The sequence below is a fragment of the Salmonella sp. NW1250 genome (assembly GCF_051812965.1).
Lineage (GTDB): Bacteria > Pseudomonadota > Gammaproteobacteria > Enterobacterales > Enterobacteriaceae > Salmonella > Salmonella enterica.
Window position 1 is genome coordinate 72,139 of record NZ_JAMNDD010000008.1, and the last position, 17,418, is coordinate 89,556.

Below are 17,418 nucleotides of genomic sequence, written 5' to 3' on the forward strand. Positions count from 1 at the left end.
GGCTTTGGCCTCTTTTTAAGAGGCGGTCTATCAGATTATGCAGTTACAGAAATTAGTCAATATGTTTGGTGGGGATCTTTTACGTCGGTATGGGCAAAAGGTTCATAAGCTGACGCTTCATGGCGGTTTTAGCTGCCCTAATCGCGACGGCACCATCGGGCGTGGCGGTTGCACCTTCTGTAATGTCGCCTCTTTTGCCGATGAGGCGCAGCAGCATCATTCGATTGCCGAGCAGCTTGCGCATCAGGCGCATCTGGTGAACCGCGCTAAACGCTATCTGGCCTATTTCCAGGCCTACACCAGCACCTTTGCGGAAGTGCAGGTGCTGCGTTCCATGTATCAACAGGCGGTCAGCCAGGCCAGTATCGTCGGGTTATGCGTCGGTACGCGTCCGGATTGCGTCCCGCAGGCAGTAGTAGATTTACTGTGTGAATATAAAGATCAAGGCTACGAGGTGTGGCTGGAACTGGGATTGCAAACCGCGCACGATAAAACCCTGCACCGAATTAACCGCGGGCATGACTTCGCCTGCTATCAGCGTACCACCCGGATTGCCCGGGAGCGCGGGCTGAAAGTGTGCGCGCATCTGATTGTGGGGCTGCCGGGCGAAGGGCAGGCAGAATGCCTGCAAACCATGGAGCGTGTGGTGGAGACGGGCGTTGACGGTATTAAACTGCATCCGCTGCATATTGTGAAAGGCAGTACGATGGCCAAAGCCTGGGAAGCGGGGCGGCTGAACGGCATCGAACTGGACGACTACACGCTAACGGCAGGTGAGATGATTCGCCATACGCCGCCGGAGGTAATTTATCACCGAATTTCAGCCAGCGCTCGCCGTCCGACGCTGCTTGCCCCTCTGTGGTGCGAGAATCGCTGGACGGGGATGGTTGAGCTGGACAAATACCTGAATGAGCATGGCGTGCAGGGCTCTGCGCTGGCCCGTCCCTGGATACCACCTGTAGCGTAGCGTGATGAGGGGCGCTACGCATATTTCGCACAATATTCAACGCGGTTCCCATAATTGGGTATTATGTGCGAAGTTGTGGTGAAGGAATCCTCTATGAAGCAAATTCGTATGCTGGCGCAATACTATGTCGACCTGATGATGAAATTGGGTCTGGTGCGCTTTTCCATGCTCCTGGCGTTGGCATTGGTGGTGCTGGCGATTGTCGTGCAGATGGCGGTGACCATGGTGCTGCATGGTCAGGTTGAAAGTATCGACGTTATTCGTTCCATCTTTTTTGGCCTGTTAATTACGCCCTGGGCGGTCTATTTCTTATCCGTTGTTGTTGAACAACTGGAAGAGTCAAGGCAGCGACTGTCGCGTCTGGTGCAAAAGCTGGAGGAGATGCGCGAGCGCGATCTCAAGCTTAACGTACAGTTGAAGGACAATATTGCCCAGCTTAATCAGGAAATTGCCGATCGCGAAAAAGCGGAAGCGGAGCTGCAAGAGACATTTGAACAGCTAAAAGTAGAAATTAAAGAGCGTGAAGAGGCGCAAATCCAGCTAGAACAGCAATCCTCTTTTCTGCGCTCCTTTCTGGACGCCTCGCCGGATTTGGTTTTTTATCGTAATGAGGATAAAGAATTTTCCGGCTGTAACCGCGCAATGGAATTGCTAACCGGCAAGAGCGAAAAACAGCTGGTGCATTTGAAGCCGGAAGATGTGTACTCTCCCGAAGCGGCGGAGAAAGTCATTGAAACCGATGAAAAAGTATTCCGCCATAACGTCTCCCTGACCTACGAACAGTGGCTGGATTACCCGGACGGACGAAAGGCCTGCTTTGAAATTCGTAAAGTGCCTTATTACGACCGTGTCGGTAAACGTCATGGCCTGATGGGATTTGGTCGTGATATTACCGAACGTAAGCGTTATCAGGACGCGCTGGAGCGCGCCAGCCGCGACAAGACCACATTTATCTCTACCATCAGTCATGAGCTGCGCACCCCGCTTAACGGCATCGTCGGTTTAAGCCGCATCCTGCTGGATACCGATCTCTCCGCCGAACAGGAAAAATACCTTAAGACAATCCATGTCTCCGCCGTGACGTTAGGCAATATTTTCAATGATATCATTGATATGGATAAGATGGAGCGGCGTAAGGTTCAGCTTGATAACCAACCGGTTGATTTCACCAGCTTTATGGCCGATCTGGAAAACCTTTCCGGTTTGCAGGCGCAGCAAAAAGGGCTACGTTTTGTGCTTGAGCCGACGCTGCCGCTGCCGCACAAAGTCATTACTGACGGAACGCGTCTGCGGCAGATTTTATGGAATTTGATCAGCAATGCGGTGAAGTTTACTCAGCAGGGCCAGGTGACGGTGCGGGCGCGCTATGATGAAGGCGACATGCTGCACTTTGAAGTGGAAGATTCCGGGATCGGCATTCCGCAGGATGAGCAGGATAAAATTTTCGCCATGTATTATCAGGTGAAAGACAGTCATGGCGGTAAGCCGGCGACGGGTACCGGTATCGGGCTGGCGGTCTCCCGTCGGCTGGCGAAAAATATGGGCGGCGATATTACCGTTTCCAGTCTGCCGGGCAAAGGATCGACCTTTACGCTAACGGTTCATGCGCCAGCGGTGGCGGAAGAGGTGGAGGACGCCTTTGATGAAGACGACATGCCGCTGCCCGCGCTGCATGTTCTGCTGGTCGAAGATATTGAACTGAACGTGATTGTGGCGCGTTCAGTACTGGAAAAACTGGGGAACAGCGTGGATGTCGCGATGACCGGCAAGGCGGCGCTGGAAATGTTCGCGCCGGGCGAATATGACCTGGTCTTACTGGATATTCAGCTACCGGATATGACGGGTCTGGATATCGCCAGAGAACTAACCCGTCGCCACACGCGGGAAGATTTACCGCCGCTGGTAGCGCTTACGGCTAACGTTCTTAAAGATAAAAAAGAGTATCTGGACGCCGGTATGGACGATGTGCTGAGTAAGCCGCTGTCGGTGCCAGCCTTAACCGCGATGATTAAAAAATTCTGGGATGCCACCGATAAAGAGGAGAGTACCGTGACGCCTGAAGAGAGCGATAAAGCGCAAGCGCTGCTGGATATCCCGATGCTGGAACAATACATCGAGTTGGTTGGGCCTAAATTGATCACCGATGGCCTCGCGGTATTTGAAAAAATGATGCCTGGCTATTTAAGCGTGCTGGAGTCCAATCTGACGGCGCGTGACAAAAAAGGCGTCGTTGAGGAAGGGCATAAGATTAAAGGCGCCGCCGGTTCGGTAGGGCTGCGTCATCTGCAACAGCTTGGCCAGCAAATCCAGTCGCCGGATCTTCCCGCCTGGGAAGATAATGTCGCGGAATGGATTGAAGAGATGAAGCAGGAGTGGCAGCACGATGTCGCGGTGCTGAAAGCCTGGGTGGCAAACGCGGAAAAAAAATGACCCCGGTTTGACCGGGGTGCGCGAATACTGCGCCAACACCAGGGAAATCGTGGCTGCGCCGTGCTTATTATGATGATGTCAAAGGCGCAGTCCTGTTTTCAGGCCGCACGCAGTTAAGATAGCAAATCCTAAATGATTTGTTACATGAATCATTTAAATGTGTGAAGCGTAGCATTTTAATCAAAATTATTAATGGGCTTGAGTCGGTTGCAGGAGGATGTTCACCATGAAAAAAATTGGCGTAGTGCTCAGCGGATGCGGCGTCTATGACGGCGCCGAAATTCATGAGGCCGTTCTGACGCTGTTGGCCATTGCCCGCAGCGGCGCGCAGGCTGTCTGCTTCGCGCCGGATAAACCACAAGCGGATGTTATTAATCACCTGACCGGCGAAGCGATGGCGGAAACGCGTAACGTCCTGATTGAGGCGGCGCGTATTACGCGGGGCGATATTCGTCCCCTGTCCCAGGCTCAACCAGAGGAACTGGATGCGCTCATTGTGCCTGGTGGTTTCGGCGCGGCGAAGAACCTGAGTAATTTCGCCAGCCAGGGGAGCGAATGCCGGGTGGATAGCGATGTCGTCGCGCTGGCGAAGGCCATGCACCAGTCCGGCAAGCCGCTGGGATTCATCTGTATCGCGCCCGCAATGTTGCCGAAAATCTTTGACTTCCCGCTACGTCTAACAATAGGGACGGATATTGATACCGCTGAAGTACTTGAAGAGATGGGCGCCGAACACGTACCTTGCCCGGTTGATGATATCGTTGTGGACGAGGATAACAAGGTCGTGACCACCCCTGCCTATATGCTGGCGCAGGATATCGCCCAGGCGGCAAGCGGCATTGATAAATTAGTGTCGCGCGTGCTGGTTCTGGCGGAATGAGCAAACGACGCATCGCGCCGTTAACGTTTTTGCGCCGTCTACTTTTACGTATCCTTGCTGCGCTCGCCGTCTTTTGGGGCGGCGGCATTGCGCTGTTTAGCGTGGTTCCGGTGCCTTTTTCGGCGGTGATGGCGGAACGGCAGATTAGCGCCTGGCTCGGCGGAGAGTTCGGTTATGTGGCGCATTCTGACTGGGTCAGTATGGCGGATATCTCGCCGTGGATGGGGCTGGCGGTAATTGCGGCGGAAGACCAGAAGTTCCCTGAGCACTGGGGCTTTGATGTTCCGGCGATTGAAAAAGCGCTGGCGCATAATGAGCGGAATGAGAGCCGTATTCGCGGCGCCTCTACGCTTTCGCAGCAAACGGCGAAAAATCTCTTTTTATGGGATGGACGCAGTTGGCTGCGCAAAGGTCTGGAGGCCGGGCTAACGCTGGGCATTGAAACTGTCTGGAGCAAAAAGCGCATCCTCACGGTTTATCTGAATATCGCGGAGTTTGGCGATGGTATTTTCGGCGTGGAGGCTGCGGCGCAACGGTATTTTCATAAACCTGCCAGTCGCTTGAGTATGTCTGAAGCCGCGTTGCTGGCGGCGGTATTGCCAAATCCGTTACGCTATAAGGCGAATGCGCCTTCCGGCTATGTGCGTAGCCGGCAGGCGTGGATTATGCGCCAGATGCGCCAACTGGGCGGGGAATCTTTTATGACGCGCAACCAGCTTAATTAATTTTGCCGATTGGCGGCGCGAACGCCTTATCCGGCCTGCGATCTGTGTCGTCCAGGCCTGATAAGTACAGGCCATTAAGCTTCGTGAGAAGTAAGCGCCAGCCGTTTCTTGTCTTTTGGCTGCGCGCCCCTCTCCAGGGCAACGGTCAGCGCAGGCTGGGCGATAAACCGCTGCCACACTCTCTCCAGTTTGCGTTCACAGCACCATGTTGACCAGGTTGCCAGCGGGATAAAGGTACTTTCCCCCAGATTGTCGCAAACCACCGGAACCACTTCTGACTCGCTGATACGCTGGCACAGGATGTTTTGCGGCTTCAGCGACATCGTCACAATATGGTTATCCAGCAGGTAACGTTTCAGTTTTTTCAGTAGCCGCCGCAGGACAGCGACATCCTCTTCATAACGACATTGCGCGGCGAACTCGGTCAGGGTAATAGAGGGCGCGCCGTTGAAATCTGTAATCATGTCGTAGACATAGCCAGTGCCGCAATCGGTTTCTACCGTGCCGTAATAACGGGGGATAGCGCTCCAGTCTGTCAGGTAGCGAGACAGATGCGCATAGTAGCTCAGTTCACGCCGAATCTCTTTATCACCGCCGTGGTCACGGTTGTAAATGACTTTTATGCAACGCCGGGCATTATCCGGATGCGTATAGCATTTACGATGTCGACCGGCGCCCAGCGGAGTCTGTTCGGATAAGAAGATCATGGCAAGTCCTGGAAAAATTTATTCACATAAATTTAGTATGGACAAAGAACTTAAACAAAACCTAAACGAAATTTTTTAAGGTTTTCTTAATGTTTTTATGCATAGGTAAAGCGCACGAAATGTACAAATCTTACGAAAGGGTGGGGCTGCGGGACAAGTGGCAGGCAGGCGTAACACGCCCGGTTTTGGGGGTGACTGTCATCAAATACCGGGACGGCGTTGGGGGAAATAAGGTATAGAGGGGGAGGTTTAGTCTTCGTCAAAGCCGGAATTGAACAGCGCGATAACCGCCGCCAGCGCTTCAACTTCTTGCGGGCCGGTGGCTTCAATTTCAATCTGACGCCCTTTGGCGGAGTCGAGCATTAACAGCGCGATGACGCTGTTTGCTTCCGCTTCGGTGCCTTCGTCATTGCGTAATAGCACCTCGGCGTCAAAACCCTGCATCAGTTCGAAAAGCTTCATGGCAGGCCGGGCATGCATGCCCAGCTTATTGGTGACTTCAACAGTTTGCTTTACGGTCATGTTTTGCGTTTTTCCAGCGTGCGATGGCGAGACTGGACATTTTTACCGCGCGAGCGGAAGTAGTCTGCCAGCTGTTCTGCAATATACACCGAACGGTGTTTCCCGCCGGTACAACCGATAGCGACGGTAAGGTAGCTGCGGTTGTTGGTCTCCAGCATCGGTAACCATAGCTCAAGATAGCTGCGAGTCTGATAGATAAAATTGTGAACTTCTGTGTGTCGGTCAAGAAACGCGGCTACCGGCTTATCAAGCCCGGTCATGGGGCGCAGTTTTGGATCCCAGTGCGGGTTGGGCAGAAAGCGGACATCAAACACATAGTCCGCATCAATCGGGATACCATGTTTAAAGCCGAAGGACTCAAATACCATCGTCAGTTCGCGCTCGCGTTTGCCCAACAGCCGGGTACGCAGCATCTCCGCCAGCTCATGGACGGACATTTCTGAAGTGTCGACGATCAGATCCGCACGTGAGCGTAACGGCTCCAGCAAGTCACTCTCTTTATCGATCGCACTCTCTAAAGAAAGATTTTTGCTGGAAAGCGGATGCAAACGGCGCGTGTCGCTGTAGCGGCGAATCAAGGTATTGCGGTCGGCATCAAGAAACAGCAATTGCGGCGAGAAAGCGCCAGGCAGATTATTCATCGCCTGTTCAAAAATCTCAGGTGATTCAGGCATATTGCGCACATCAATGCTGACGGCGGCGGAAATCTGGCGATCGGCCAGCGTTCGCGCCAGATCGGGCAACAGCACGACGGGGAGGTTATCCACGCAGTAAAATCCCATATCTTCCAGCGCGCGCAGAGCGACAGATTTACCTGATCCGGAACGCCCGCTGACGATCATCAGTACCATGTACCGTTTCTCCTCACAACGACAGAAAGAAATGCCATTGAGTTGTTATGCCTCATTCTGCTCACCTTCGGTGTCAGTAATGATTTGATACAGCTCTTCATCATTCAGCGCCGCGCGCAGGCGGCGGCAGATCGTTTTATCCGCCAGACGTTTCGCCACCAGCGACAGCGTGTGCAGATGCGTTTTAGTTTGATCGGCGGGCACCAGCAGGGCGAAGAGGAGATCGACCGGCTGGTTATCGATGGCGTCGAACGCGATTGGCGTTTCGAGCTGAACGAACACGCCGACGGCGCGTAAGGTATCTTCTTCCAGTTTCCCGTGCGGGATGGCGATACCATTACCAATACCGGTACTGCCCATTTTTTCGCGTGTCAGAATGGCTTCAAACACGACCTGAGGAGGTAAACTGAGCTGTTTTGCCGCCAGTTCGCTGATGATTTCCAGCGCGCGTTTCTTACTCTGACAATGAACGCCGCTACGCGTACACTCCTGGTTAAGTACACTGCTCAGTTGTAGAGTCGTATCGTTATTTATCATAATTTCACCTAAGAACCTGTCCTGTCAGGTTGATGGCCAGGTTCGGAGCGCTAACTGTACAAATGGCCCGTTGTGTCACACAACAGGCCGTCCTGCACTGGCTAACTGCCCGGACAATTAGTGTTGTTTCAGTTTATCTTTATGCCTGGTTAACTGCCTTGCCAGTTTATCAATCAAGCCGTCAATGGCGGCATACATATCCTGGCCTTCCGCGCTGGCGTGAATTTCGCCGCCGTTAACGTGTAGCGTCGCATCCGAGATGTGCGTGACCTTCTCCACTTTCAACACCACGTATACCTGATTAATCCGCTCAAAATACTGTTCAAGTTTGGCGAATTTTGTCGTCACAAATTCACGCAGGGCTTCAGTAATTTCGACATTATGTCCGGTGATATTGAGCTGCATAGTGTCTTCCTTATCGGTTGGGTCAAACCAGCTGCTTGCGTTGGTTTGACGGCGGAATGGATAAAGACTCTCGGTACTTCGCAACAGTGCGGCGCGCCACCATGATACCTTGTTCTGACAGCAGAGAGGTTAACTTGCTGTCGCTCAGTGGTTTCGCGGGGTTTTCCGCCGCAATTAACTTCTTCACCAGCGCGCGAATCGCGGTGGAAGAGGCTTCGCCTCCGCCTTCGGTATTGACGTGGCTGGAAAAGAAATATTTGAGTTCAAAAATACCGCGCGGGCTGTGCAGATACTTCTGCGTGGTCACGCGGGATATGGTGGATTCGTGCATCTCGACGGCCTGGGCGATATCCGCCAGTACCATCGGTTTCATATATTCTTCGCCCTGTTCAAAAAAGGCTTGCTGTTGCTCGACGATGCAGCGACTGACGCGCAGCAGCGTGTCGTTGCGGCTTTCAAGGCTTTTTATCAGCCATTTCGCATCCTGTAAATTACTGCGGATGAACTGGCTGTCGGCATCGTTGCGCGCGCTATTGCACATGGCGGCATAGTGCTGGTTAATCTGTAAACGGGGAATACTGTCGCTATTAAGCTCCACCGTCCAGCGACCGTTATGCTTGCGTACCAGCACATCCGGGATAACGTACTCCGGCTCGCCGGTCTGGATCGATTGACCGGGTCTGGGATCGAGCGACTGAATCAGGTTTACCGCCTCTTTCAGCACCTCTTCTTTTAGTCGGGTAACGCGCATCAACGTGCGGAAATCGTGGTTGGCCAGCAGATCAAGGTGATCGCAGATAATAAGCCGCGCCTCTTCCAGCCACGGCGTGGATTTGTCGAATTGTGAAAGCTGGATCAGCAGACAGTCGCGAAGATCTTTTGCCGCGACGCCTACCGGATCAAAACGCTGAATGCGCTTCAGGACGGCTTCAACCTCATCGAGATCCACTTCTACATCGCCCATGCTTTCGCGAATTTCATCCAGGGATACGGTGAGATAGCCGGTATCATCTACCGCGTCGACAATGGATGTCGCAATAGCGCGATCGGTATCCGAGAAGGGCGTTAGCTCAACCTGCCACATCAGATAATCCTGCAACGACTGCGTCGTTTCGCCCTGATAGACGGGCAGCTCATCGTCGATATAATCGCCGCTGGGGCCGGACGGCGTCCCGGCGGTGTAAATTTCATCCCAACTGGCGTCAAGCGGCAGCTCTTCCGGCATCTCTTTTTGTTCGAGCGCGTCGGCGGTATCGAGAGGATCGTTATCCTGAGGTTGCTGAGTGTCGATTTCGTCATGAAGATCGGTTTGCTCAAGCAGCGGGTTATTTTCCAGCGCTTGCTGGAGTTCCTGCTGAAGTTCCAGCGTAGACAACTGCAACAGACGGATGGCCTGTTGTAGCTGAGGCGTCATCGCCAGTTGTTGGCTAAGCCTGAGTTGCAAACCTTGCTTCATATTCAGAGTCGTTTTCTCCCGCTAGAGCAGCATAGCCCTCTACCCTATCAGAGTCTGAAGTCTTCCCCAAGATATACACGCTTAACGTGTTCGTCTTGCAGGATTTCTGTCGGCGTACCGTGGGCAATAAGGTGGCCCTGGCTCACGATATAGGCGCGTTCACAGACTGCCAGCGTCTCACGGACGTTATGGTCGGTGATCAGCACGCCGAGCCCGCTATCGCGCAGATGCTCGATAATGCGTTTGATGTCGATAACGGAAATCGGGTCAACGCCGGCAAAGGGTTCATCCAGCAGGATAAATTTGGGATTAGCGGCCAACGCGCGGGCTATTTCTACACGACGGCGTTCACCACCGGACAGCGCCTGTCCCATGCTGTCGCGCAGATGCTCGATATGAAACTCTTCCATCAGCTCGTTGGCGCGGTCTTCTCGCTGTTCTGCGGTCAAATCGTCACGAATTTGCAGTACCGCCATCAGGTTATCAAATACGCTGAGACGGCGGAAAATAGAGGCTTCCTGCGGCAAATAGCCGATACCGCGGCGCGCGCGCGCGTGCAGCGGCAGCAGACTGATATCTTCATCATCGATGATGATATTGCCTGCGTCACGCGGCACGATACCGACGACCATATAAAAGGTGGTGGTTTTACCCGCGCCGTTTGGACCGAGCAGCCCGACAATCTCCCCGGAGTTAACGGTCAGACTGACATCTTCCACTACGCGACGGCCTTTATAGGCCTTCGCCAGATTCTTTGCAGTTAATGTTGCCATAACGAATTAGTTACTCTTCTTTTGCGCCGGAGTCTGGCCTTTGTTTTTGTCTTGCAACTGCGACGGCACCAGAACGGTGGTGACGCGTTTGCCTTTCTCGCTGAAGGCCTGCATTTTCTGCTCTTTCACCAGGTAGGTGATTTTGTCGCCGGTAATGTTGCTGTCAAGCTGCTCCAGATAAGCGTTGCCGGTCAGCACCACAAAATCTTTCGCCAGCTCGTAATGCATATGGGAAGCGTGGCCTTTCACCGGCTTACCGTTGTCCTGCATCTGGTAGAAGGTGGCCGGATTGCCGTAACCGTCGATCACCTCTTTCCCCTGTTCGCCGCCAGGGCGGGTAACCACGACTTTATCGGCGTTGATCTTAATCGTGCCCTGGGTCATTACCACGTTGCCCGTAAAGGTCACGACGTTGCCTTGCATATCCAGCGACTGTTGATCCGAGTCAATATGAATAGGCTGTTCGGTATCGCCCGTGACGGCGAAGGCCGGAATGCTGGCGGCCAGCAGCGAGCCGGCAAGCATAAGATTAAGGCTGAGTTTGTTTGTTTTGAATTTCATAAGAGGTTCTAACCTTTTCAATCAGCTCGGCGTTCTTGCTGCGTAAGTTACCGCGCATTTTCAGTCCGCTGGAGTTAAATGTTGTGCCGTATAACGTCACCAGATCGTTCGAGGTAACATCCTGCGTCACCAGATTAATCTGCGCGTTATCGGTGGTAATTCTGCGTAATTGAGCGTCAGGCACCAGGGCGTTGACTTCAACATGGCCATACAGATAGAGCATCCGATCGTTAGTCAATTTGGCTTTATCGGCCTTGATCGACCATGTCGGCACTTTATCCTTATCAAAGGTGGTTAATACCGGTTGCGTAAACCATGAGACCGCCTGATCGGAAAAATATTCAACGTGCTGCGCGATCAGACGATAGCTCAACGCGCCTTCCGGACTGTACACGACGGTATCCGTATGCTCGCTTTTATACGTGGGATCGTTGCTGTTGACCATCACGGCAGCAGGATCGTCTTTATCCGCCAGATTGATACCAATCAGTACCAGAATGGCCAGCGACAGTAGAATGATAACCCAACGTCTGGTTTTACTCATATCGATTGCCCTTTGGCCTCATCCAGCTTGCCCTGCGCCAGCAGCAGCAAATCGCACACCTCACGTACCGCGCCGCGCCCGCCGGCAATGTGCGTCACATAGTCAGCGCGGGGGATCAGCAGCGGATGCGCATCCGCAACGGCAACGCTTAACCCCACTTTTTCCATCACTGGCCAGTCAATCAGATCATCGCCGACATAGGCAACATTTTCCGGCGCAATGGCCAGTTTTTCCAGCAGATCGCTAAAGGCGATCAGCTTATTCGACTGTCCCTGATAAAGATGGACAATCCCCAGCGTGGCGCAGCGATCTTCTACAAGTTTAGCCTTTCGTCCGGTAATAATGGCAACCTCGATATTGGAGGTCAAAGCACAGCGAATACCATAGCCGTCACGAACGTTGAAAGCCTTCAGCTCTTCGCCGTTATTGCCCATATAAATCAGGCCGTCAGACAATACGCCATCCACGTCCAGGATGAGCAGGCGGATATTCTCCGCTTTGGTCATGACATGGGTGCTGACGGGGCCATAACAGGTCGCAAGCGACGCACCTGCTTTACTCATCGTTAATTATCCTTGAGTTTCTACACGACGCCTGCACGCAGGAGATCATGCATATGTAACACACCGAGTAACTGGTCGCCATCAGCAACCAGTACGGAGGTGATATGGCGGGACTGCATTAAATTCAGCGCATCGACAGCGAGAATACCGGGACGCACGCGAATGCCCCCTGGCGTCATCACCTCGGCGATCCCCAACTGGCGCATATCGCCGCCCATATCGAACACGCGACGTAAATCGCCGTCGGTGAAGATACCGTCGATCTTCATGGATTCATCGCAAATGACGGTCATACCGAGATTTTTACGCGTAATTTCTAACAGCGCATCACGCAGGGTGGCATGTTTATTAACATGCGGGATTTCATCGCCAGTATGCATAATATCGCTTACGCGCAGCAGTAGCTTACGTCCCAGCGCGCCGCCAGGATGCGACAGAGCGAAATCCTCGGCGGTAAAGCCGCGCGCTTTTAACAACGCCACGGCGAGCGCGTCGCCCATCACCAGCGTTGCGGTGGTACTAGTGGTAGGCGCCAGGCCTAACGGACACGCTTCTTTGGGCACTTTAACACACAGATGCACATCTGCCGCACGCGCCATGCTGCTTTCCGGTCGCCCGGTAATGCAAATTAACGGTACGTGCAGACGTTTAAGCACCGGTATTAGCGCCGCGATCTCGCTGGATTCGCCGGAGTTGGAGATAGCGATAACCACATCCTGCGGCGTAACCATCCCCAAATCGCCGTGCGCGGCTTCGCCCGGATGTACAAAAAAGGAAGAGGTGCCGGTACTGGCGAAGGTGGCGGCCATTTTCCGTCCGATATGGCCGGATTTCCCCATCCCCATGACCACCACTTTTCCGGTGCAGTTGAACATTTTTTCACAGGCCAGCGTGAAATGCTGGTTGATATATTGATCAAGCTCCGCCAGGCCTTCACGTTCAATTTCCAGGACCTCTTTGCCTGCCTGCTGAAAGTCAAACCCCGGTTGCAACGCTAAATGCGACATAATCCGTTTCCAGTTATCCAACAAGAAGTGGCGATAGCCAATAGAGCATCGCCAGCCATACGATAAACCCGCCGGTCAGCAGTATACCTGCGCCCCGACCAATCTGACGCGGATGCCGCCAGCAAAGTAAAGCGAAAACCACGCTAACCAGCAACATCACGCTATAATCACGCCCAAACGCCAGCGGGTTGATCTCTCCCGGCGCGATCAGCGCAGGTAGTCCCAGCACGATGGCGAGATTAAAAATATTGGCGCCAATGAGATTACCAACGGCAATATCATTTTCGCCTTTTCGCACGCCGGCAATCGCCGTCGCCAGCTCTGGCAGACTGGTGCCGACGGCGATGACTGTCAGACCGAGCGTTAATTCACTCATGGCGAAATAGTTCGCCAGCACCGTAGCGTTATCGATTACCATGCGCGTCGCCATCGGCATGATGACCAGCGCAATGCCCAGCCATAAGAACGCGACGGGGAGCCCGCCTTCGCGCGGTAGCTCCGCCAGTTGTTCGCGGGTGAGGCTGTCATTCCCCTGGCGTTCGGCCAGACGCGCGATTTTAACAATGAATAACAGCCATAGCACAGCCAGAAGCAGGAGAAAGATACCATCACTGCGACTTAACTGTCCGTCATGCAGTACGGAACCGGCTACCACGCTAACAAATAACATTAATGGCAATTCGCGACGTAAAACATCGGAATGCACGGTAAATGGACGAACCAGCGCCGCCAGCCCTAAGATCAGCAAAATATTGGTGATGTTAGAACCGAGCGCCGCGCCGACGGCCAAATCGAGCTGACCGTGTAGCGATGCGGCGGCCGACACAATAATTTCCGGCAGCGAGGTGCCGATACTCACGACCGTCATCCCGATGATCAGCGGGGGAATACCGAATGTACGGCATAAAATAGAGGCCGCAAACACCAGACGATCGGCGCCGTAGGCCACCAGAAGCAAACCAATTATGAGTAGCGCCATCGCTAAAAGCATCTAAAGTCCTTTCTTCAGGTATACTCGCCGGTCCCCTGGAAGGGATATCTGGAAGCCGTAACGAAGTCCTAATTTTGACTTTATGCGGCTAAAAAGTAAAACGAATGCCAGCTTTCGCTAACCCTGTCAGTTAATATTCTGTAATTATGTCGAACCCATGGTTAAATTCAGCGCCATGGTTACCTCAACAAGGCAATACGAAGGATGAATCAATGGGTCAGTCTGCGGCCAATTTAGTCGATATGCGCGACGTCAGCTTTTCCCGTGGCGAACGCTGCATTTTCGATAATATTTCCCTGACGGTGCCGCGCGGGAAGATCACGGCGATCATGGGGCCGTCGGGCATCGGTAAAACCACGCTGTTGCGCCTGATTGGCGGACAGATCCCGCCGGATAAGGGCGAGATCTTATTTGATGGCGAGAATGTGCCGGCCATGTCCCGTTCGCGGCTCTACACCGTCCGTAAACGTATGAGTATGCTGTTTCAGTCGGGAGCGCTGTTTACCGACATGAACGTGTTTGACAATGTGGCCTATCCGCTACGGGAGCACACCAATTTACCCGCGCCGCTGCTAAAAAGCGTCGTGATGATGAAACTGGAAGCTGTCGGGCTGCGCGGCGCGGCAAAACTGATGCCTTCCGAGCTCTCCGGTGGGATGGCGCGCCGCGCCGCGTTGGCGCGCGCCATCGCTCTGGAACCGGATCTCATCATGTTCGATGAGCCGTTTGTCGGCCAGGACCCGATTACCATGGGCGTTCTGGTGAAGCTGATTTCAGAATTGAACAGCGCGCTGGGCGTGACCTGCGTGGTGGTCTCGCATGATGTGCCAGAGGTGCTCAGTATTGCGGATCACGCCTGGATCATGGCGGACAAAAAAATCGTCGCTCACGGTAGCGCTCAGGCGTTGCAGGAGAATACGGACCCGCGCGTGCGTCAGTTCCTTGACGGTATTGCCGACGGGCCGGTTCCGTTCCGCTATCCGGCGGGCGACTATCACCTTGATTTACTCGAAACAGGGAGTTAAGCCACTCATGCTGTTAAATGCGCTGGCAGCACTCGGACACAGCGGGATCAAAACCGTCAGGACGTTCGGGCGCGCCGGGTTAATGTTATTCAATGCGATTATCGGTAAGCCGGAGTTTCGCAAACATGCGCCGCTGCTGGTGCGCCAGCTTTATAATGTGGGCGTCTTGTCGATGCTTATCATTATTGTCTCCGGCGTATTCATCGGTATGGTGCTGGGGCTGCAAGGCTATCTGGTTCTGACCACTTACAGCGCGGAGACCAGTCTTGGCATGTTAGTGGCGCTTTCGCTGCTGCGCGAGCTGGGGCCGGTGGTCGCGGCGTTGCTGTTTGCCGGGCGGGCCGGGTCGGCGTTGACGGCGGAAATCGGCCTGATGCGGGCGACGGAGCAGCTCTCCAGTATGGAGATGATGGCAGTCGATCCATTGCGCCGGGTGATTTCGCCGCGCTTTTGGGCGGGCGTGATTTCATTGCCGCTACTGACCATTATCTTTGTGGCGGTCGGTATCTGGGGCGGCTCGCTGGTCGGCGTAAGCTGGAAGGGAATCGACGCCGGGTTCTTCTGGTCCGCGATGCAGAATGCCGTCGACTGGCGTATGGACCTGGTGAACTGTCTGATAAAGAGCGTGGTGTTCGCCATTACGGTAACATGGATTGCGTTATTCAACGGTTATGACGCAATACCGACTTCTGCCGGGATTAGCCGGGCAACGACGCGTACCGTGGTTCACGCATCGTTGGCCGTTCTGGGGCTGGATTTTGTGCTGACCGCACTGATGTTTGGGAATTGAGTTCATGCAAACGAAAAAAAATGAAATTTGGGTAGGCGTTTTTTTGCTGGTAGCGTTGCTGGCGGCGCTGTTTGTTTGCCTGAAGGCGGCAAATGTGACCTCTATGCGCACGGAGCCGACCTATAAGGTTTATGCGACCTTCGATAACATCGGCGGTCTGAAAGTGCGTTCCCCGGTACGCATCGGCGGGGTGGTTGTCGGGCGGGTTGAAGATATCTCGCTTGATCCGAAAACATACCTGCCGCGCGTAACGCTCGACATCGAAGAGCGTTATAACCATATTCCCGATACCAGCTCGTTGAGTATTCGTACTTCCGGGCTGCTGGGGGAGCAATATCTGGCATTAAACGTCGGTTTTGAAGATCCTGAGCTGGGAACGTCTATCCTCAAAGATGGGAGTACGATTCAGGACACCAAGTCTGCAATGGTGCTGGAAGATATGATTGGCCAGTTCCTTTATAACAGCAAAGGCGACGACAATAAGAATTCTGGCGATGCGCCAGCCGCAACGGAAGGTCATACTGAAGCCACAACGCCCGCGGGCGAAACGAAATAATCTCAGGAGAATTGAGGCATGTTTAAACGACTGATGATGGTGGCCCTGCTGGTCATTGCGCCATTAAGCGCAGCAACGGCAGCGGATCAGAGCAATCCTTATAAACTGATGAACGAGGCGGCGCAGAAAACTTTTGATCGCCTGAAAAACGAACAGCCGAAAATTCGTGCCAATCCGGATTACCTGCGAGACGTTGTTGATCAGGAACTTCTGCCGTACGTGCAGGTAAAATATGCCGGCGCGCTGGTGTTGGGCCGCTACTACAAAGAGGCGACCCCGGCGCAGCGTGAAGCCTATTTTGCAGCGTTTCGCGAATACCTGAAACAGGCATACGGTCAGGCGCTGGCGATGTACCACGGTCAGACTTACCAGATAGCGCCTGAGCAACCGCTGGGCGATGCGACCATTGTGCCTATCCGTGTAACGATTATCGATCCCAACGGTCGTCCGCCGGTACGCCTGGATTTCCAGTGGCGCAAAAACACTCAGACCGGCAACTGGCAGGCGTATGACATGATTGCGGAAGGCGTCAGCATGATCACCACCAAGCAAAATGAGTGGAGCGATCTGCTGCGTACTAAAGGCATCGACGGCCTGACCGCACAACTGAAATCTATCTCTCAACAGAAAATTACTTTGGACGAGAAACAGTAATGACGCCGCAACTCACCTGGACGCGTGAGGCGGACACTCTGGTGCTGGCGGGAGAGCTGGATCAGGACGTGTTGGCGCCGCTATGGGACGCGCGCGTAGAAGCGATGACTGGCGTTACCCGTATCGACCTGAGCCAGATCTCCAGGGTAGATACGGGGGGACTGGCGCTGCTGGCGCACCTTGTGAACCAGGCAAAAAAGCAGGGCAATGCCGTGTCGCTGTCTGGCGTTAACGACAAGGTTTACGCGCTGGCGCAATTATATAACTTGCCCGAAGACGTACTTCCCCGTATGTAATGAATGCCGGATGGTTTATCCGGCCTACACTTCGCATGATCCCCGTAGGCCGGATAAGTTGCGTTAGCAGCACCATCCGGCACTTTTACCGCGCTGATTTATCAGCGTAATCTTTTGCTTATTTAAGACGGCGCGACTTTGCTCTAAGATGTTGGGCTGTTTTCACTATTTGACGAAT

At 53.7% G+C, this 17,418-nt stretch carries 21 protein-coding genes; 9 read left to right on the plus strand and 12 right to left on the minus strand.

The features are described 5' to 3' along the window. The first annotated feature begins 37 nt into the window (after nt 1-37). The 4 genes from NBA72_RS15020 to mtgA all read left to right on the plus strand — a co-directional run bounded on the left by NBA72_RS15020 (nt 38) and on the right by mtgA (nt 5,002). Nucleotides 38-967, plus strand: coding sequence for a TIGR01212 family radical SAM protein (locus NBA72_RS15020; protein ID WP_001176879.1), 930 nt, complete (start codon nt 38-40; stop codon nt 965-967). A 93-nt stretch (nt 968-1,060) separates the two neighbouring features. Then, on the plus strand, nt 1,061-3,397 hold the full coding sequence (gene arcB, locus NBA72_RS15025) for an aerobic respiration two-component sensor histidine kinase ArcB (RefSeq protein WP_042948681.1): 2,337 nt from the start codon (nt 1,061-1,063) through the stop codon (nt 3,395-3,397). Between the two features lie 226 nt (nt 3,398-3,623). Next, a complete protein-coding gene (gene elbB / locus NBA72_RS15030) occupies nt 3,624-4,277 on the plus strand; it encodes an isoprenoid biosynthesis glyoxalase ElbB (RefSeq protein ID WP_000719811.1) in 654 nt (217 codons plus the stop codon). Further along, on the plus strand, nt 4,274-5,002 hold the full coding sequence (mtgA, locus tag NBA72_RS15035) for a monofunctional biosynthetic peptidoglycan transglycosylase (RefSeq protein ID WP_000044646.1): 729 nt from the start codon (nt 4,274-4,276) through the stop codon (nt 5,000-5,002). Before elbB ends, mtgA begins: the two co-directional genes overlap by 4 nt. Nucleotides 5,003-5,076: 74 nt before the next feature. On the opposite strand, the gene yrbL is transcribed toward mtgA, so the two are convergent. The 12 genes from yrbL to NBA72_RS15095 form a co-directional block, all read right to left on the minus strand. Further along, complete coding sequence (gene yrbL / locus NBA72_RS15040; protein WP_042948683.1) at nt 5,077-5,709, minus strand: PhoP regulatory network protein YrbL; 633 nt, start codon at nt 5,707-5,709, stop codon at nt 5,077-5,079. Between the two features lie 249 nt (nt 5,710-5,958). Next, complete coding sequence (gene npr, locus NBA72_RS15045) at nt 5,959-6,231, minus strand: PTS phosphocarrier protein NPr (protein ID WP_000216797.1); 273 nt, start codon at nt 6,229-6,231, stop codon at nt 5,959-5,961. Further along, nucleotides 6,228-7,082 (minus strand): RNase adapter RapZ, encoded by an 855-nt coding sequence (gene rapZ / locus NBA72_RS15050; RefSeq protein WP_000243749.1) that lies wholly within the window; start codon nt 7,080-7,082, stop codon nt 6,228-6,230. Before rapZ ends, npr begins: the two co-directional genes overlap by 4 nt. A 45-nt stretch (nt 7,083-7,127) precedes the next feature. Next, nucleotides 7,128-7,619, minus strand: coding sequence for a PTS IIA-like nitrogen regulatory protein PtsN (gene ptsN, locus NBA72_RS15055; protein ID WP_000609332.1), 492 nt, complete (start codon nt 7,617-7,619; stop codon nt 7,128-7,130). A 117-nt stretch (nt 7,620-7,736) separates the two neighbouring features. Continuing rightward, nucleotides 7,737-8,024 carry a ribosome hibernation promoting factor gene (hpf, locus tag NBA72_RS15060; protein ID WP_001176589.1) on the minus strand — a complete coding sequence of 96 codons (288 nt, stop codon included), beginning with the start codon at nt 8,022-8,024 and terminating at the stop codon, nt 7,737-7,739. A 22-nt stretch (nt 8,025-8,046) separates the two neighbouring features. Next, complete coding sequence (gene rpoN / locus NBA72_RS15065) at nt 8,047-9,480, minus strand: RNA polymerase factor sigma-54 (RefSeq protein WP_000809020.1); 1,434 nt, start codon at nt 9,478-9,480, stop codon at nt 8,047-8,049. A gap of 47 nt (nt 9,481-9,527) precedes the next feature. After that, entirely contained in the window at nt 9,528-10,253 is a 726-nt protein-coding gene (gene lptB, locus NBA72_RS15070) for an LPS export ABC transporter ATP-binding protein (protein WP_000224104.1), read from the minus strand. 6 nt (nt 10,254-10,259) lie between these two features. Continuing rightward, nucleotides 10,260-10,814, minus strand: coding sequence for a lipopolysaccharide ABC transporter substrate-binding protein LptA (gene lptA / locus NBA72_RS15075; protein WP_000669770.1), 555 nt, complete (start codon nt 10,812-10,814; stop codon nt 10,260-10,262). Then, entirely contained in the window at nt 10,783-11,358 is a 576-nt protein-coding gene (gene lptC / locus NBA72_RS15080) for an LPS export ABC transporter periplasmic protein LptC (RefSeq protein ID WP_000047845.1), read from the minus strand. The genes lptA and lptC overlap by 32 nt, the downstream gene beginning before the upstream one ends. Next, complete coding sequence (gene kdsC / locus NBA72_RS15085) at nt 11,355-11,921, minus strand: 3-deoxy-manno-octulosonate-8-phosphatase KdsC (RefSeq protein ID WP_000030029.1); 567 nt, start codon at nt 11,919-11,921, stop codon at nt 11,355-11,357. The genes lptC and kdsC overlap by 4 nt, the downstream gene beginning before the upstream one ends. A 20-nt stretch (nt 11,922-11,941) precedes the next feature. Continuing rightward, complete coding sequence (gene kdsD / locus NBA72_RS15090) at nt 11,942-12,928, minus strand: arabinose-5-phosphate isomerase KdsD (protein ID WP_000018619.1); 987 nt, start codon at nt 12,926-12,928, stop codon at nt 11,942-11,944. Between the two features lie 13 nt (nt 12,929-12,941). Then, nucleotides 12,942-13,919, minus strand: coding sequence for a calcium/sodium antiporter (locus NBA72_RS15095; RefSeq protein WP_000922736.1), 978 nt, complete (start codon nt 13,917-13,919; stop codon nt 12,942-12,944). A gap of 212 nt (nt 13,920-14,131) precedes the next feature. Between NBA72_RS15095 and mlaF the strand changes: the two genes are divergently transcribed. Genes mlaF through mlaB form a run of 5 tightly spaced genes read left to right on the plus strand, consistent with a single transcriptional unit; the run spans nt 14,132 to nt 17,240 of the window. After that, nucleotides 14,132-14,944 (plus strand): phospholipid ABC transporter ATP-binding protein MlaF, encoded by an 813-nt coding sequence (mlaF, locus tag NBA72_RS15100; protein WP_000531566.1) that lies wholly within the window; start codon nt 14,132-14,134, stop codon nt 14,942-14,944. Between the two features lie 7 nt (nt 14,945-14,951). Next, on the plus strand, nt 14,952-15,734 hold the full coding sequence (gene mlaE, locus NBA72_RS15105) for a lipid asymmetry maintenance ABC transporter permease subunit MlaE (RefSeq protein ID WP_000925786.1): 783 nt from the start codon (nt 14,952-14,954) through the stop codon (nt 15,732-15,734). Between the two features lie 4 nt (nt 15,735-15,738). Then, nucleotides 15,739-16,290: an outer membrane lipid asymmetry maintenance protein MlaD gene (gene mlaD, locus NBA72_RS15110; RefSeq protein ID WP_001193591.1), complete on the plus strand. Its 552-nt coding sequence runs from the start codon at nt 15,739-15,741 to the stop codon at nt 16,288-16,290. An 18-nt stretch (nt 16,291-16,308) separates the two neighbouring features. Then, a complete protein-coding gene (gene mlaC, locus NBA72_RS15115) occupies nt 16,309-16,944 on the plus strand; it encodes a phospholipid-binding protein MlaC (RefSeq protein WP_000476475.1) in 636 nt (211 codons plus the stop codon). After that, nucleotides 16,944-17,240, plus strand: coding sequence for a lipid asymmetry maintenance protein MlaB (gene mlaB, locus NBA72_RS15120; RefSeq protein WP_000188844.1), 297 nt, complete (start codon nt 16,944-16,946; stop codon nt 17,238-17,240). The genes mlaC and mlaB overlap by 1 nt, the downstream gene beginning before the upstream one ends. Nucleotides 17,241-17,418: the final 178 nt, after the last annotated feature.

Coding starts and splice junctions, on each gene's coding strand:
- NBA72_RS15020 (WP_001176879.1), top strand. CDS start 38: ATGCAGTTACAGAAATTAGTCAATATGTTTGGTGGGGATCTTTTACGT.
- arcB (WP_042948681.1), top strand. CDS start 1,061: ATGAAGCAAATTCGTATGCTGGCGCAATACTATGTCGACCTGATGATG.
- elbB (WP_000719811.1), top strand. CDS start 3,624: ATGAAAAAAATTGGCGTAGTGCTCAGCGGATGCGGCGTCTATGACGGC.
- mtgA (WP_000044646.1), top strand. CDS start 4,274: ATGAGCAAACGACGCATCGCGCCGTTAACGTTTTTGCGCCGTCTACTT.
- yrbL (WP_042948683.1), bottom strand. CDS start 5,709: ATGATCTTCTTATCCGAACAGACTCCGCTGGGCGCCGGTCGACATCGT.
- npr (WP_000216797.1), bottom strand. CDS start 6,231: ATGACCGTAAAGCAAACTGTTGAAGTCACCAATAAGCTGGGCATGCAT.
- rapZ (WP_000243749.1), bottom strand. CDS start 7,082: ATGGTACTGATGATCGTCAGCGGGCGTTCCGGATCAGGTAAATCTGTC.
- ptsN (WP_000609332.1), bottom strand. CDS start 7,619: ATGATAAATAACGATACGACTCTACAACTGAGCAGTGTACTTAACCAG.
- hpf (WP_001176589.1), bottom strand. CDS start 8,024: ATGCAGCTCAATATCACCGGACATAATGTCGAAATTACTGAAGCCCTG.
- rpoN (WP_000809020.1), bottom strand. CDS start 9,480: ATGAAGCAAGGTTTGCAACTCAGGCTTAGCCAACAACTGGCGATGACG.
- lptB (WP_000224104.1), bottom strand. CDS start 10,253: ATGGCAACATTAACTGCAAAGAATCTGGCGAAGGCCTATAAAGGCCGT.
- lptA (WP_000669770.1), bottom strand. CDS start 10,814: ATGAAATTCAAAACAAACAAACTCAGCCTTAATCTTATGCTTGCCGGC.
- lptC (WP_000047845.1), bottom strand. CDS start 11,358: ATGAGTAAAACCAGACGTTGGGTTATCATTCTACTGTCGCTGGCCATT.
- kdsC (WP_000030029.1), bottom strand. CDS start 11,921: ATGAGTAAAGCAGGTGCGTCGCTTGCGACCTGTTATGGCCCCGTCAGC.
- kdsD (WP_000018619.1), bottom strand. CDS start 12,928: ATGTCGCATTTAGCGTTGCAACCGGGGTTTGACTTTCAGCAGGCAGGC.
- NBA72_RS15095 (WP_000922736.1), bottom strand. CDS start 13,919: ATGCTTTTAGCGATGGCGCTACTCATAATTGGTTTGCTTCTGGTGGCC.
- mlaF (WP_000531566.1), top strand. CDS start 14,132: ATGGGTCAGTCTGCGGCCAATTTAGTCGATATGCGCGACGTCAGCTTT.
- mlaE (WP_000925786.1), top strand. CDS start 14,952: ATGCTGTTAAATGCGCTGGCAGCACTCGGACACAGCGGGATCAAAACC.
- mlaD (WP_001193591.1), top strand. CDS start 15,739: ATGCAAACGAAAAAAAATGAAATTTGGGTAGGCGTTTTTTTGCTGGTA.
- mlaC (WP_000476475.1), top strand. CDS start 16,309: ATGTTTAAACGACTGATGATGGTGGCCCTGCTGGTCATTGCGCCATTA.
- mlaB (WP_000188844.1), top strand. CDS start 16,944: ATGACGCCGCAACTCACCTGGACGCGTGAGGCGGACACTCTGGTGCTG.